Genomic DNA, 15,307 nt, shown 5'->3' with positions numbered 1-15,307 from the left:
CCAAACAGTAACGACGTCAACCAGTATCGATATGAAACAAACACCCGAAACTAGCTCCTGAGTCGCTGGAGCGAACCAGCGCAGAATACCTGGTCACCGGGATATGCGGTGTTTGGTTCATGCATGTGATAAAGCTTTCTGGATACTCGGATCAACAGAAATTCACGATCGTCTTCGAGGCTCTGCTCCCTGAAATCCTTCGTAGCTATCAATACGACTTCAGGAGCGGTATCAACGTTCCCGACGCAGTTGTTGAACGTCTCGTAGAGCTCAACTCCGGAGAGCCGGGCCTACGCGCTCTACAGGGATGGCTCCAATCGCTGGTCACGAAGTTGTCGGTTGCAGATCTAGAAGGGATTGAGTTGGTGTTGACGCCTCCTAATGTGGCCTCGCTGTTGGGACTGCTTAATCAGGTCGTGACGGAACGGCATGCGCCGGAGAATTATCTGTAGGCCCTTGTGCGAGGGAACGGTACTACACCTAACTACTGCTACTAAAGTCTCCGAGACATTGTCCAGGGCGGGAGCTGTCCTCCGAGCAGACGCCTATGTCGTGCCCTTGACGCCGCGTCAAATTCTTGGGAATAGAACCAGGAGATTGTCCCGGTCAGTGGGGATCGTAAGATTACTGTTACCACCAGGTATCCCAACCATAGCAACTGGCCCCAACCATCTGGGCCAGCCAAAGATCTCATCAATGTCATCGGAACTGGTCCCTAAGTTAATGGTATTGGATTAATCTTTAAACCGCGCACACACTGATACTGAGACCTTGGGGGTGCCTTCGTAACTGCGACGCCGTGCACCATGGTGCTAATCGGCGACACGTTCAGAGGGTTTCCTTATCGCCAGCCACACGGACAGACCCGCCACCACTAAACCTAGCGCGGCGGCCGTATCGTAGAAGCGGGCTAGCCCTAAGACTCCAACGAGGATGCCACCGGTGAGTGCGCCAATAGTCTGGCCAGCCTCGGGAAGCATCGCAGCGACAGCGATCCCACGAGCTCTTGCAGCGGGTGCCAAACCACCAATCACCTGCGCGAAGGCAAGCGATATCAGTAGCGTACTACCACCAGCCCCAACTATCTCATAAGCGGCATACGGGATCACGGCAAACCCGCCTGGTTTGACCACTGCCAGTGCCATTGTCGCAAGCGATGCTATGGCGGCGCCTATGAGCGCACCCCTATAGCTACCAACTCGCGGTGCGATCCATTCCACAGATACCCCAGCTAACACTCCGCCGACGGCTCCGAGACCCGCGATGACTGCGACCACAGCAGGACGAACGCCGGCACCTCTGATCATGAGTACCGTCAACTCGCTGAGCGCGAGCCCGTTTACAACTGTGAGTGCAAGCAATATGCCCAACAGAGCCGCACCACCGCTCACTCTGAAGGGAGCGCCAAATGCCCTCATCAATGGGATCTTTGACACTTGTGCCGCAGCATCTGCAGGCCCCTTAGGCGCGGAGTGCGAAGCCCGGGTGCCTCGGATCAAGTGGCAACTGAGGGCCCCGATAAGGAACGAAGCTGAATCGGCAACTAAAGCAAGCGGTGCGCTCACGATCGCGAGGATAATTCCTCCGAGAGTTGGGCCGGCGACGCCAGCGACATTGGCTGCGCTGCCCATGAGTCCACTCGCCTGCGGTAACGACTCCTTATCAACGATGTCAGCCACCATTGGCGCCGAGTAAGCACCAAACACCCCGCCCGCTAGCCCATCGACGGCAATGACGATCCAAAACACGGGGAGCGACAGAGACCCATAGACCCAGAACACCGGGACCAGTCCAATAACAATAGCCGACACAATATTGATCACAAAAAGGGCTCGGATCCTATTACGGGATCTCTCGGCGAACACTGCAGCCACAGGCCGGGCCACAGCGGTGCATCCCAAGGATGTCGCCACGATAAGCCCCACCTCCTTGGCCGGCGCGTGAAGAACGACCACAGCGATGATTGGGGCTAGCGCTACTGTGAGAGCCGAACCAGTGTTCGATACTCCCTGGCCCGCGAGCCAGATCACAAAGCGTCGATTCCTTAGCGTGGCCCAACGGCCATTCTCTCGCTTCCGCCCTCGATCATCGCCACCCATCTAGAAAGGTGTCTCTCTGTCATTTAGGACCAACAAACGAACATTCGCGTTAGCGATTATCAAGTTCTCCTCCTCGACGTTGAATAGGGTGGGCAACAGGTTGGTGAGTGGCCTTAGGGAGCTAAGTATCATCAGCCACTGCCAGCACCACGTTTGATATTCGTACAGTGATGCTGTCCGTAAGTTACCCATTGGGTGTGTCGGAACCTCGGGCCTGCAACACTCTGTCGAACGGTGACTGAGCACCTCCGTGAGAACAGCGTGCATGCTCTCGTAGGCACCTTTCCATTGGGCCGGAAATCCTCCAAGTGTCAGGCTCATCACATCACTCATCACCCTTCTGTCGAGTGACACAAGACCACTGACTTTCAACTACGAAATGCTTGATTCGTCACCAATATCAGCTTGTCGACCGAGACACCCGAAATGCGGAGACCTAATGCTTCCCGTATCCGACCGACTTAAGGGCCGACACGATGAGTTCTCTTTCCAAACTGCTACATCTCTGCATTTACAGAGGCTCCAAGCTCGCCCTACGACAGCATTTTCGATTGATAGCAAAGTTCGTTGATGTCGCACCCAAACGCATTAAGATGCACATCCCCTCTTCGCACCTCCGAAATACTAAAATCTACAACACAAACATACCGCTTGCAAAGCGCCACCGCCATCAACAGCACCTTTTACAATCACAACAGCGCCTCGATCCGATAACCACGTTCATCAAAGCCCTACACCCTAACAAATACGCTACGCTAAACTCAGCGGCCACGGCGATTGGTACGCTACATTAGCAACTTAACCTCACAAAACGTAGATGGCATATAGTACTAAACCCTCACATCGGGAGGTATCAAATCACAATCACTTTCGCACAACCCAACTATGGTATCCGTTGCACCGGCATGCCCAGCCACACACGGACGAACACTCATCTCACCAACCCAGGTTGTCCGCGCTACCGCTTGCCCGCTTTAACTGGCTGCAAGACCCCATCTGGCCGAATACAGAATGAATCTCGAACACCACAGCAGTCGCCGTCGATATCCTCGTCGTTTGTCAGCGGATGCTCGTTGTCAGAAGGGACCAGTCTCGAAAAGTCGAGAGACGGATCTATCTCACCATCTACCCAAACCAGTGCGCCGGCGGAAATAAGATCAAGATGTACCTCGCAGTCGTCAGGAACCACATTCCGGGTCTGATTATGCTGACCCAAGCCCAAATGAATACCCGGCAAGCGCTCGTTGATATGAGAGTTCAGCGGACTCAACTTTCTGATTCCGACGTTAGTACCGAAGCCAACTTCCCCCACGCGATTGAAGAACGGAAAAGTCCTGCATATGTTGAGGACTCGCTGTATGGACGCCTCATCGCAACTAAGATCCTCTAGCTTGTCTCGCCTAAATACAGCAGTGACAGGGTGAGCAGCCAGGCGCGGATCAATTCTCGTGTAGAAGTTAGTGTTCAAAGCACTCTCTGCCACCAGCACCCCTTCCACGTGAGCCGGGAAGGTCGCCACTTCCCCTGGCGGCAAAATCACGAAGCCACCTGGGCGCGCCCGTCCCCGATTGCTAATCCATGTGTACTTCGTCGAGTCTAGTTCGACATCTAACATGGTTCCAGACGGTGTCTCTATATGGAGCTGCTTCGCTGACTGCAGTCGGGTTAGCACTCCAGCATTCAGCCTTGACAGTTCGGCGGGCTCCACTGTCATGGTTTCCAGAAAAAAATCCTCGCATACACTAATACAACGAATCACTTCGCACTTCTCCGGGCCAAACTCATCGAGAATCCGCCGAAACAGTGGAAAGTGTGACATCGTCTCCAGCTCGAACGATATGATCACGATACGGTCGAAAGATCCACACTCAGTAATCGACTCCTGTAGACGGCTACTCAGGCCCGGATCATCGAGAGGAGCCATAGGAACTCCGTCGAGTTTACCCTTGACATTACCTCGAGACCTAAGAACGGACAACGCGGTCGCCGCAGCTAGCCGACACTCTACCGTATAGCAGATTAAAACTGCGCTGGGCTGAGCTCTCTCCACGTAATACTCGCAAAACCTCTCCACCCCAGCTATTACGTCAGGTTCGAGGAAAGACGTGGTACAACCACTAACCTCGTTCATCAGCACTCTCCTTCTGAGCTTGTATAAATTCGAAGCTTTAACCTCATCCAATCTCTATCCGACAAGGGGGCCGACACTCCGCAAACAATTCACGGAGGTTGCCGACCCCCACGTCTACATATCATGTTTCATATGTAATTCGGTAACGACGTGCTATAGTGTGCCCGCCATCAGCCATATCGACATCCTCCAAATTCGTTATTTCAAGGGTAAAATCACCCTCGGCTTCACGGCCTTGGAGATCGCTCATAGCTTCCATTACCATTGTTTCCAGGTCAGACATTATTCATTCACCTCCTCTCAGTTTCTTCTATCCACGGGTTCCAAAGAGCGCATCGACCAATGATGCGTGGGACACTATGAGTTATCCAGGGGTATCGTGCAAACAGAACCTCCCGGCTATCGATCATGTTACGCCTTATCCGGAGAATGTGTCGCCGTCGAGCCCACCCTAGCTCCTTACGCTAGCCAGACGAAAACTGAGAGCCACAGTGCCCCCACCAACCATGCCTGGTACCTTCATCTTTACCCCCTTATGGTAATTATCACTACCAGAGTTATCGTCTGGTACATCTCTTAACCTAACACATCGTGGCGACGTTCTCACAGCATTATGACAAATTAGCGAAAATATACCTACTACCAGGATGTTTGGCATCTGACAGCTGAAAACCCCAGGATCGGTGTCCAACATTCGTAGGGGGAGACTGTCAGCCGAGGTAGGACCAGTTGCGACATGGGTTTCACCAACAGAGGAACATGGGCCTTTGGGTGATATTGCGATTGAATATGGGCAGCTCAGACGGATCAAAGACGGTCCTTGCTCTTTACTCTCTCACGTGGTTGAGTTATGAACCTACGATTCTGGTGACCAACGAGTTGAGCGCTTGCCGACGGTGATTGCAGTCTCTGTCATCCGTTTGGAGGACAAACATATTGACAGTTGCTGTTACACTGGGTGGCTTTTAACTTGATCACCGTTAAGGTCTCCCAGCCACTTAGCAGCTCGTGATCGTGCCATGATGGCAATGAACAAGACGAAGAGGCCAGAACCACGCTCTTATGCTACCTCCAGCCGAGGAGACGCTAACTGAGTTGCCGACCTCGCTACAATAGAGAGGAACCGTCTATTTCACAGGCGGACCGGTCACACTCGTCATGGCACTTGAGGAGGAGTCGTCGACCCCGCATCCTTCGATTATCTGGGCCAAACTGGCCAATGATTTGCTAGGGATCATCTCCCTTGAGGTATCCGAGCGCTGGGAGGATGGGGAGGTAACAGGAAAAGTTGAGTATGGCCTACTGATGAGCGCGGGGGGGAAAGTTTGAGGTGAGTGGCCTGGTTGGGTGCAGATTTCCTACTGGAATGTCAGTAAGAAAACAAAACACAATCAGAAAGGAAATCGCAGGTGACCATGATAACCCCTGACTTCTCGGGTAAGCCCACCTACGCCGTAACTGATGCGATAACCGAGTTGTTGCGCGTTCATGGGAAGGCATCTCATCGCTACCGCTCTTGAGGTAGAGGTGACTGAGATGGTAAACGAGCTCAAGAGTGCCGGTAGGGACGTAGTACGCAATGGCTACCTCCCCGAGCGATCCATCACCACCGCGATCGGAGACGAGCGAGGTTGAGGTAGCAAGAATCCGCTCTCGTGACGGCGATGGGTCGATCAACTTCTCATCCAAACTCATCCCTCCCCACCTACACAGATCCAAGTCCATCGATGCCTGGGTCGCCTATGCCTACCTGAAGGGGGTCTCAGAACGTGATATGGCCCAGGTTCTTGAGGTTGTCCTCGGTGAAGGAGCCAAGAAGCTGACCCCAAATGTCGTCTCCTCCCTCAAAGTCGAGTGGAAAGCTCAGTTCGACGAGTGGAAAAAACGGGACCTGGGTAAGATCACCTTCTCCTATGTCTATGCCGACGGCATCTATCAGGAGATTAGAGGCCCTAGCCTGCACATTTCGCTCATTTCGGACACCGAATCCGGAGTTTTCGGACAGGGAGTGAGCATTCGGGTAGTCATCGGGTGCCACGCCCAACCCCTACCTCACCTCCTTTCTGGTGACCGTTCTTGATCGGCGATTGATTTTTCTCATCCTAGGTGTTCGGCCACTCCTAATCCCTGTAGGTCGGTCGAGGGGGACTACTTTGCGCATCGATTCTCCGTTCAGTTCGATGCGGTGAAGGTTCGTTGTTAAGCGGTCAAGAAGAGCGTCAGCGATCGTCGGATCGCCAATGCTTGCGTACCAGTTGGCAACTGGGAGTTGTGAGGTAAGGATCGTTGAGCGAAGTCCATGACGATCCTCGATCACCTCCAAGGTGTCACTGGCGGCATCCGGGCTGATGGGTCGGATGAGGAAATCATCCAAGATCAACACCTCCACCTTGGACCAGGCATTCATGAGACGTGCCAACCTCCCATCACCACCGCGCGGTAATTCGGCAACGAGATGCATCGATGATCGATTGACATGACCAGGTTCTTCTGCGAAAAACCGCGCTCGCAAACTGTCAACAAAGACCCGGTCGTCGACAGTCATACCCTTAGGGCAATCCAACAGAGAGCCTATCGCTCACACCAGCAAAGGCCTAGCTCAGCCGGACACCCAAAGTAGCCAAACTCCTAGCACACCCAAAGTAGCCAAACTCCTACCACACGCCTTGCATCCGAGGCCGCTATCGCGAAATTCGAACGGACATTCGTCAACGAGCGTGACAGATTTCCAACCGTTTGGTCCCCTAACAAGGACACACTCGGCACCCCTTTATCAAAGGAACACTCCCATGCTCACCATCCGCAAGCTCTCCCTCGGCCAGGGTTATAGGTACCTCATGGACTCGATCGCCGTAGGTGATGGCCGAGGAGATCAGAGCTCAGAGCTGACCCGTTACTACGCAGAGTCTGGCACCCCACCGGGTCGATGGAAGGGTAGAGGGCTGGCTGATCTCGGAGGGGGGAAGGGGGTAGAGCATGGTTCAGAGGTCACCGAATCTCAGTTGTGGAACATGCTTGGACTTGTTGCTGATCCACTCACTGGTGATCCAGTTGGACAGGCGTTACGAATCCGACGGGTGAGCATGGCCGATCGGATCAAGGCCAGAGTTGCCCGGTTACCAGAGACTCTCACAGAGGAGGATCGAGCCTTGGCGATTGAAACGATCAAGGCCGAAGAGGCCCAAGCTGAAAAGAAGATCGGCAAGCCGGTAGCTGGTTTCGATCTCACCTTCTCACCCTCTAAATCCGTCTCTGTTGCATGGGCTCTAGCCGATTCGGAGACCAAGGCAATTATCTATCGGTGTCATCAACGAGCTATCGACTATGTCCTTGGCTATGCAGAACGTGAGGTGATTCACTCACGCTCTGGTAAGAACGGCGTTCTCCAGGAGGACGTCACCGGCATTAGTGCTGCAAGCTTTACCCACTATGACAGCCGAGCTGGTGATCCACAGCTCCACGATCATGTCATCGTCTGGAACCGAGCCAAGTCAATCTCTGATGGCAAGTGGCGAACCCTCGATGGGAGTGGCCTGTATAAGTCCATCGTGACCCTTGGCGTGATGCACGAAGGAGTATTGTCTGACCTTCTCACCGAGGCCCTCGGGGTTGGCTGGGAAGAGAGGGTGACCCCAGGTGGGATGTCAAAGTCTGAGATGATAGGAGTGCCAATAGATCTCATGGAAGAGTTCTCACAGCGGGTAGCGGCGGTCAGAGAACACAAGGCACATCTCGTAGAGCAATTTACTCTCGCTCATGGACGAACCCCAAGTGCGGTCGAATCGGTACGCCTCGCCCAACAGGCCAACCTCGAGACCCGCCAGGACAAGGTGCATCGAAGCCTCGCCGAGATGACAGATGACTGGCGCCAGCGAGCAGCCCGCTACCTCGATGATGACCCAACTACCTTCGTTGCCAGCTTGGCGAATCGCAATGAGTTGCCACTACTTCGTGCCGGCGATCTCAGTAAAGAGATGCTCCAAGAAGTTGCGGGCCTAGCCCTCGAGGGGGTCTCAGAGCGTCACGCCACCTTTGGACGCACAAACGTCCTAGCCGAGGTCCATCGCCAACTCCAGGGGTTACGCTTTGTCAGCCCCGACGACCGGGTAGCGGTTGCAGAGCGAACGACAGAGATCGCCCTGGGCGAGGCGATCCAGATCAGCTCACCTGAGCTCTATCACCTACCAGAGCGGTTTCAAAGAGCAGACGGCAGCTCTCGGATGCGACCAAAGGAGCGCCATCTCTATACCACCGCAACCCTCTTGGATGCCGAGACAGATCTGTTTCGGGCCGCCAGGTCCCTTGATGCTCCGGTCGTTTCGGTCAGCACCGTCAAGGCTATTACCGAGGTAAACCTACCGGGAAAAAACTTTACGATGAGCTCCGATCAAGCCCTGACAGTTGAGGCGATCGCCACCTCTCCTCGTCGCCTTGATCTACTCGTTGGACCAGCGGGTACCGGCAAGACGACGACGATGGCTGGCCTACGTGCTGCTTGGGAGCTAGAACATGGACCAGGTAGCGTCATTGGGCTAGCTCCATCGGCAACGGCTGCCCAGGTGCTAGCCGATGAGCTCGGCATCGAGACCGAGAACACCGCCAAGTGGCTCCATGAGTGGCGACAGAGCGCCAGGAGACAGGCAGAACGCGATCGCCTGGCCAGCCTTACCGCGGTAATTCCAGATGCTCCAGAGCAAAGGGGCGCCCGCCAAAGGGAGATCGAAAGGCTACAGGGGCTGCTCACCCGGTGGCGCTTTCACCCCGGTCAGTTGGTCATCATCGATGAGGCCTCTCTCATTGGAACCTTTGCCTTAGATGAGCTTGTAAGTGCCGCCCAAGAGGCCGATGCCAAGGTGTTACTGGTTGGAGATCCGGCTCAGATCTCGAGCATTACAGCCGGTGGGATGTTTGGATCCCTGGTTCGAGAGCGAGGAGACATGGTGGTGCCGACGTTGAGCGATGTTCGCCGCTTTGTCCATGCCTGGGAGAGGACAGCGAGCATGGAGCTACGCATAGGTGACGAGGAGGCGATCGATGCCTATGAGACGCACCAAAGGATCAAAGAGGGTGAACGAGAGGAGTTGATCGAGACACTCTATCAGGCCTGGAGGAGCGACGTCACAGCGGGCAAGGACTCACTCATGATCGCGGGGGATTCGGATACGGTAACCGAGTTGAACAACCGAGCCAGAGTCGACAGGGTTGCCACAGGTGAGGTAGCAGAGTCGGGGTTGAGCTTGGTCGATGGGGCTGTAGCTGGGGTTGGTGATGAGGTCGTAACTCGAGAGAACAATCGACTACTCACAACCGGCAAGGGGTGGGTGAAGAACGGTGATCGTTGGCGGGTAATAGCGACCAGTAACGACGGCACTATGACCATCAGACGCCTTGGAGGAAGAGGAGAAGTCACACTGCCACCTGACTATGTGGCCGAACATGTCGAGTTGGCCTATGCCACGACTGCGTATCGTGCACAGGGACGAACGCTCGATACTGCCCATGCGATGATCACCAGTACAACTCCACGAGAGGTTCTTTACGTCGCAGCTACGAGAGGGAGAGAGGCAAACCTCCTCTATGTCGATACCCACTATGACCCAGATCCCGCGACTGCACATGAGGGGACGACCGAAGTACAATCCGCTCGCCAAGTCCTTATCACCTGTCTTGCCAATCAGGGATCAGAGATGGGAGCCCATGAGATGATCCGGAAAGAACACGAGGAAGCAGAAGGAATCATCCGGCTCCATGGGGAGTATGAGACGATCGCAAGAATCGCCGAAGAGGAGCGGTGGAACGAGTTACTTACGCGCTCGGGTCTAACGGATGAACACCTAGAACAGATTCGAGAGAGCTCAGCGTACGGACCACTACTCTCAGCCCTTCGAGGTGCAAAGGCACGTGGAATTGACATCGACAATGACTTCCCAACAATCGTTACAGCACGCCAATTCGATGATGCCGATGACCTAGCGGCGGTGTTAGCCAACCGAGTAGCGAGTTGGACGCACAAGCATGGCAGCAGGCGGATCGGGGCAAGCAACCTTATCGCGGGACTCATCCCAAGAGCGACCGAGGTAACCGATCCAGACCTGGGCCAAGCCCTTATCGAGCGTGAGCGTGCAATCGAGCAACGTGCTATCGCACTCGCTGAACGGGCAATAGAGGAGCGGGCCAAGTGGGTACAACTACTCGGACAGATGCCATCAGATCCAACACACCAAGCAGCTTGGTTGGCAAACGTCGCGACGATTGCAGCCTATCGAGAACAGTGGAACATCACCGGTAACACGGTCATCGGCAAGGAGGAATGCGTCGATAGCATCGAACAGCTTGGGCAGTGGAGAAGGGCTAGCTCCGCGGTAAAGGCTGTTGTCAGGCTCTCTAATAGCACGGTGAATACGAGCGAGACGCACGGCCATATCGGTTTTGTCGAGAACAGTGCCACAAGAAATATCAATGCAGCTGAAAGGTAGTTCTGGTGTCGAAGTCGTCATCAGTGCTCGCTACAATGCCCCACCGCGTGGCTGTCCGAACGACGCATAGTCAACATCATGCTCGACCATGGAGTCAAGGAAGGACTGCGGCGCACTATATCGCAAACACTAGTCAAAATATCCACCATTTAGGCCCTTGGTGTGATCAACAATGACTCAAGGATCTGACTGACTCGAGCTGTGCTTCGGGGCTCGCCCTTGGCACCGGGCGGATTGGCATTGTGCTGGTAGTGAGTAACGTCCAAGTGATTGGCATCGAACTGTCCGACCCGATAGTCCGCGAGCTAAGGCGCGAGACGCACTACTCATCGCTGCCCCTGGCTGCGCCGAAGCTAACACGTAATCACGACGCTAGTGCCTGGTGACTTTTCCCTGGTCCATCTCGTCCCCAACGCCATTCCATTCTACAGACCCAGCCATACCAAGTAGCGTGCATCCAGAATGTTGCAAAACCCCTGGTTTCGGACGACCGCTACGTCGCTGAGCTGCAAGCCATCCGGAACGCGTTCACCCATACACAACCGGTCAGGCCGAGCCTGACGAGAGGCGCCGGGCCTCATTTCGGCATGCAACTCGGACTGCCGAACGACGCTGGACGTCCCGGAGATCTTCTTGCAGCGTACGGCCGTTCCCGTGATCCGCTCTGATGAACTCCTCGAAGCTTGCAGCGGCATCCGCGTGGGATACTCCCGTCAATGATAGAGTATCGCTCCACTCTTCTAGAAGATCAGCTTCTTCGTAGGTGTGTGCAAACGCTTCTTGGATGCGGAAGGTCTCGACTGCAAGGCGCGTAAAGTGCCAGATAAGTCGTTGCTGGAGAAGGTTCACCCCGTACTCCGACAGGCACGCTACTCGTTTGGCAGTGTTGAGATCGACTGTTAGGGCCGTCCCGAGTTCGTCGAGCCGACCGACATAGAAGTTGCTGTTGATGAGCTCGGGAAACGGCATGAAGTCGTAGTAGCCCTTCGTCCAAGCCTCGCGCCCGATTCGGCTATGCCCGCGAACTGCTGCGACGAGGATGCGTTCTCGCATTCGCGCCTGGGACCCGCGCATGGTGCATGGATGGGCGACAATGACGGCCATCCCACCATCCTGAATACCTGGGATCGGGACGTCAGCTAAGACGTCTCCGGTGAAGGCTGGGCGGTTGCTATTCACCTCCTGGCCTCGGGCCAGGTACAAGTCGGCGACTACAGCGTAGGTTTCGAGGTTCAATCATCGCCTCGGGAAATCGGACGAAGACCGAGTTCCCCGTCGGCGGCCTCAAATATCTCGAATTCCGAGAAGCTACGTTCGCGCCAACCTGGCTGCCAGTGGTCGAGTGCTGCCTCTGGGGTCTCGTGTCCCGTAGCCAGATCGAGTAGGTCCACAAAGTGACCATCGACAGCCATGTCGATCCCGGTCATGGGTGCTTCAGGGACGAGTGGCATTTCCAACCACGCAGCGACATCATATATGAGGTGGTCGATGCGGAGGATCTCGATGAACGCAAAGAGACGTGCTATGGCCAGTAGGTGCGGGCCGGTTGGGGATTCGCCTTGACGCCACCTTCGGACTGCGGGAACAGATACTCCAACCAGTCGAGCGATGTCTCGCCAGGCGAAGCCTCGCCCGGCGAGCTCGTCGAGCATCTCGGTCGCTGGCCGCTTCGCCATGTCCCGGGCCTTGCTGTTGAGCTGTGCCTGAAATGCTTGATGGTGGACTTCGCTCACTCGTCGACTTGCCTCTTCGACATCATCACCAAGGAGGCGAGTGACATTACGCAGATGGCCGACATCTTCGACCAGCTCGTCAATGGTCCGAGTCCGTGACACATTCGTCGGCGCTTCCGTGGTCGAGCTAGTCCGAGTGCGATCCGCCGTGATGAGGTCAGCCAACGTTCCCCTCCTTCGTGAACTCTGCGAGGAGCTTGTCGGTGACAAGCATGTCGAATAACGCCCGAATGGGTCGTCTGAGTTGGTCGCAAGTGTCCATAATGATCCCCGAGTCAAACTCGGGAATGTCGGGTGGCTCCCAGAAACAGTCAAAGTCCAGTGCGAACAGAGGCCCTGGACTGGGCGGAGTAGGCCGGTTGAGCAGGCCGACCGGGTTGACCACGTAACCAGTCCGGGGTCCGTACCGAAGTACCAACCTCTGGTCTGGTCCGGTCCTGTACTGTGCCGCTCCCTCCCACCCGGTTGAGACGAAGCCGGCATCGCTCATCGCGTCGAGTTGGGGGGCCAGGAGTGAGGCATCGACCCAGTCCTGCCAGGCCGAGGGGGCTTCGTTCGCAATGTCGGGCACGCGGACCTCGTCGATATAGCGCATACCTACGCGGGCGACTCCATCGGGCAGGAGGACCTCGGCTGCTGCGGCTACAGCACGTGCCACGATCTCACGGAACTCGGGGTAATGGCGATAGCGGGTGGCTTCGATGGTCAGGCTCTCTTCAGTGATCGCCACTGCCAGCGTACGGTCCCGCACAGTGAACCTCGGGATGGTCAGCATCGGCATCGCTTGAGGCACGGCACCGGCAGTGTTGACGGCAAACGTAACCTGTTGGACTTTCTGAGACTCGATGACCCACGCCTCGCCAAGCAGGTCCCGGAACGAGCGTTGCAGATTCATCGGCAGGGGACGGGTATCCGCGCTGTTCGGGAACCGCACCTCGACGGCGACCAGCGCCAACGGCGCGTTCGGGTATACCTCATGTGTATCGGCCACTAGCGTCCTTCCCTGAGTAAGAGCATAACCTAAACAGTAAGCAGATAGCATAGTTTAGGTGTAACCAATATCCGCCTGAGAGGAGGAACAATGACCGCAGATTCGATGCGACCGCTCGTGAGCCAACCTGCGAATGCCCGTGCTCAGGTCTTCCTCAGCCACTCCAGCGCTGACCGCCGGATCGTCGACTGGGTTGCTGCCCAGATCGAGGCCATGGGGATCGACGCCTACCGTGCCGATCACGATGTGCAGGCCGGCACGATGCTGGCAGAAAAGATACGTGATGCCATCATCAGAAGCGACGCACTGCTCGCGTTGCTCACTCCTCAGGGTGACTCCTCCCGTTACGTCCATCAGGAGATAGGCGCGGCGCGACAAGTCGGGAAACCAGTTCTGGTCCTCTTCGATCGCCGAGTGGACCCGACTTCCCTTGCCATGCTCGACGGGATTGAGTACATCTCCTTTGACCACGAGGACGTCGCCGCGAGTAGCGCGGACCTCATCGCAGCCATCAGAAGGCTGAGCGAGCTGCAAGGTCTTCCGACGCCCCCAGTCTTCGTCGTCAACACTCAGCCCGCCTTTCAGCTCCAACTTAGCGCTCAGCTCCAACTGAATGCCAACCAGGTTCTGATCGGTTTGCTCGTCCTGACCGCTGTTGCCGGGTTGTTGTACTTGGCCGTCAACTACGCCAAAGAAGACGGGCCAGGCACGGTCGATGGCGCATAGTGCCTTCATCCTGATAGCGCTGATCCACGAAGCGATCGACCATCGCCGGGGTGAGCCGTTCGATCCGGAGAGATCCCAACCTCTTCGTGATATGCCTTGTGGCCCACTCGTACTGCACCAAGGTGGAGCCAGCGATATCGCCTTCGTGGGTTGTGAGCCATCGGGTGAGCAACATGTCAATAGTCGTTGTTGCATTCTCGGTGACACCGGCATCACGTATTCCGCGAAACTTCGCTAATGCGGCTTCTGCCTCTGCCTTGGTGCGACATCGCTTCGATCGGGTGATGACTTTACCGTCGGGTCCGGTCCACTTCAAGAGGGCACGCCACTGGTCGCCATAGCGATAGATGCTGCCTTGGCCAAGCGTCCTTCGACCTCGCATTCTTTCACTCTAGCCGGTTGCCTATCCGGTTGCCTATGGGGTCACGGACGTGGCCTGGGGTGACTTACCCCAAAATGCATAATGCCAGCTCAGAAGCACTTTGTTGGACTCAATGAGACCCTATAAACCCTACTTTGCGGAACTGGCGATAACGTTCGCCTTCAGACAGAGAACGCCACGCTACTGGCAAGGGTGAGCGAGGTCGAAGGCCAGATTGGCGCACTCACCGAGAAGGTGGTAACCCTTACCAAGCTTGTCTGTGGCATCTCGTCGGAGAAGAGCAAGCCGATGGAGCCTAGAAGAGGCAACGACGATGCCGCAGATGAGAAACGCCCCCGGGTCAGAAAGATCTCAAAACTATGCGTCATTGTCTGCTCGCGCTGTCGCGAGTGCAACGCTAGCTCTGGCTGCAATTGGATATCCGAGTGTTCCAAGACCCGCAACAACACCTGATGCAGTTGGGGAAAGGATTGAATTGTGCCTAAATGTTTCGCGAGCCCAAATATTGGATATATGGACTTCAACCCACGGAAAAGGCGACATCTTCAAGTGCGTCTCGAAATGACCATCCCACAATCATCAGCGCTCCGGAATTTATGATCGCCGCCCTGATGTCTGGGTGTTTAAAGAGCAGTCCAATTAACTCGGCCTCGTTGTCAGATTGCTCCGCAACAACTGTCCAACCTAAGGGCTCGGTCACAGCCTCTACTTCGAGCACAACATCGTCGAGGGTTTCTTCCATATATGTGTCTGTTTCGATTTCCAAGCC

At 55.6% G+C, this 15,307-nt stretch carries 13 protein-coding genes; 4 read left to right on the top strand and 9 right to left on the bottom strand.

What is annotated here, in order from left to right; genetic code table 11:
- Positions 1-119: 119 nt before the first annotated feature.
- Positions 120-452 (top strand): hypothetical protein, encoded by a 333-nt coding sequence (locus tag MP439_02115; protein MCI2974857.1) that lies wholly within the window; start codon positions 120-122, stop codon positions 450-452.
- A gap of 360 nt (positions 453-812) precedes the next feature.
- Here MP439_02115 and MP439_02110 read toward each other — a convergent pair whose 3' ends face one another.
- The 3 genes from MP439_02110 to MP439_02100 form a co-directional block, all read right to left on the bottom strand.
- Positions 813-2,030, bottom strand: a complete 1,218-nt coding sequence (locus MP439_02110; GenBank protein ID MCI2974856.1) for an MFS transporter — start codon at positions 2,028-2,030, stop codon at positions 813-815.
- A 1,027-nt stretch (positions 2,031-3,057) separates the two neighbouring features.
- A complete protein-coding gene (locus MP439_02105; protein MCI2974855.1) occupies positions 3,058-3,918 on the bottom strand; it encodes a hypothetical protein in 861 nt (286 codons plus the stop codon).
- 433 nt (positions 3,919-4,351) lie between these two features.
- Positions 4,352-4,513 carry a hypothetical protein gene (locus MP439_02100; GenBank protein MCI2974854.1) on the bottom strand — a complete coding sequence of 54 codons (162 nt, stop codon included), beginning with the start codon at positions 4,511-4,513 and terminating at the stop codon, positions 4,352-4,354.
- Positions 4,514-5,809: 1,296 nt separating this feature from the next.
- Here MP439_02100 and MP439_02095 point away from each other — a divergent pair.
- The gene (locus tag MP439_02095; GenBank protein ID MCI2974853.1) at positions 5,810-6,310 is read left to right on the top strand and encodes a transposase; all 501 of its coding nucleotides are present in this window, start codon (positions 5,810-5,812) and stop codon (positions 6,308-6,310) included.
- Here MP439_02095 and MP439_02090 read toward each other — a convergent pair.
- Positions 6,278-6,775, bottom strand: coding sequence for an ATP-binding protein (locus MP439_02090; protein MCI2974852.1), 498 nt, complete (start codon positions 6,773-6,775; stop codon positions 6,278-6,280). The genes MP439_02095 and MP439_02090 overlap by 33 nt on opposite strands.
- Before the next feature lie 244 nt (positions 6,776-7,019).
- On the opposite strand from MP439_02090, the gene MP439_02085 reads away from it, so the two are divergent.
- The gene (locus tag MP439_02085) at positions 7,020-10,706 is read left to right on the top strand and encodes a relaxase domain-containing protein (GenBank protein MCI2974851.1); all 3,687 of its coding nucleotides are present in this window, start codon (positions 7,020-7,022) and stop codon (positions 10,704-10,706) included.
- A gap of 546 nt (positions 10,707-11,252) precedes the next feature.
- On the opposite strand, the gene MP439_02080 is transcribed toward MP439_02085, so the two are convergent.
- The 3 genes from MP439_02080 to MP439_02070 are packed head-to-tail and all read right to left on the bottom strand — an operon-like array spanning position 11,253 to position 13,430.
- Complete coding sequence (locus tag MP439_02080) at positions 11,253-11,885, bottom strand: hypothetical protein (GenBank protein MCI2974850.1); 633 nt, start codon at positions 11,883-11,885, stop codon at positions 11,253-11,255.
- A gap of 53 nt (positions 11,886-11,938) precedes the next feature.
- Positions 11,939-12,604, bottom strand: a complete 666-nt coding sequence (locus tag MP439_02075) for a helix-turn-helix domain-containing protein (protein ID MCI2974849.1) — start codon at positions 12,602-12,604, stop codon at positions 11,939-11,941.
- Entirely contained in the window at positions 12,597-13,430 is an 834-nt protein-coding gene (locus MP439_02070) for a TIGR04255 family protein (protein MCI2974848.1), read from the bottom strand. The genes MP439_02075 and MP439_02070 overlap by 8 nt, the downstream gene beginning before the upstream one ends.
- A 90-nt stretch (positions 13,431-13,520) precedes the next feature.
- On the opposite strand from MP439_02070, the gene MP439_02065 reads away from it, so the two are divergent.
- Positions 13,521-14,156, top strand: coding sequence for a toll/interleukin-1 receptor domain-containing protein (locus tag MP439_02065; GenBank protein ID MCI2974847.1), 636 nt, complete (start codon positions 13,521-13,523; stop codon positions 14,154-14,156).
- Here the strand turns inward: MP439_02065 and MP439_02060 are convergent.
- Both MP439_02060 and MP439_02055 read right to left on the bottom strand, forming a co-directional pair.
- Positions 14,110-14,538, bottom strand: coding sequence for an N-terminal phage integrase SAM-like domain-containing protein (locus MP439_02060; GenBank protein ID MCI2974846.1), 429 nt, complete (start codon positions 14,536-14,538; stop codon positions 14,110-14,112). The two genes, MP439_02065 and MP439_02060, sit on opposite strands and share 47 nt — an antisense overlap.
- A gap of 520 nt (positions 14,539-15,058) precedes the next feature.
- Positions 15,059-15,304, bottom strand: a complete 246-nt coding sequence (locus MP439_02055; protein ID MCI2974845.1) for a type II 3-dehydroquinate dehydratase — start codon at positions 15,302-15,304, stop codon at positions 15,059-15,061.
- Between the last annotated feature and the right edge of the window lie 3 nt (positions 15,305-15,307).

This window comes from Ferrimicrobium sp., assembly GCA_022690815.1.
GTDB lineage: Bacteria > Actinomycetota > Acidimicrobiia > Acidimicrobiales > Acidimicrobiaceae > Ferrimicrobium.
This window is presented reverse-complemented; position numbering and strand designations above follow the sequence as displayed.

Bases quoted from the DNA above. Each gene is read 5' to 3' on its own strand.
- MP439_02100 (MCI2974854.1), bottom strand. From the start codon at position 4,513: ATGTCTGACCTGGAAACAATGGTAATGGAAGCTATGAGCGATCTCCAA.
- MP439_02115 (MCI2974857.1), top strand. From the start codon at position 120: ATGCATGTGATAAAGCTTTCTGGATACTCGGATCAACAGAAATTCACG.
- MP439_02090 (MCI2974852.1), bottom strand. From the start codon at position 6,775: ATGACTGTCGACGACCGGGTCTTTGTTGACAGTTTGCGAGCGCGGTTT.
- MP439_02095 (MCI2974853.1), top strand. From the start codon at position 5,810: ATGGCTACCTCCCCGAGCGATCCATCACCACCGCGATCGGAGACGAGC.
- MP439_02060 (MCI2974846.1), bottom strand. From the start codon at position 14,538: ATGCGAGGTCGAAGGACGCTTGGCCAAGGCAGCATCTATCGCTATGGC.
- MP439_02105 (MCI2974855.1), bottom strand. From the start codon at position 3,918: ATGTCACACTTTCCACTGTTTCGGCGGATTCTCGATGAGTTTGGCCCG.
- MP439_02065 (MCI2974847.1), top strand. From the start codon at position 13,521: ATGACCGCAGATTCGATGCGACCGCTCGTGAGCCAACCTGCGAATGCC.
- MP439_02085 (MCI2974851.1), top strand. From the start codon at position 7,020: ATGCTCACCATCCGCAAGCTCTCCCTCGGCCAGGGTTATAGGTACCTC.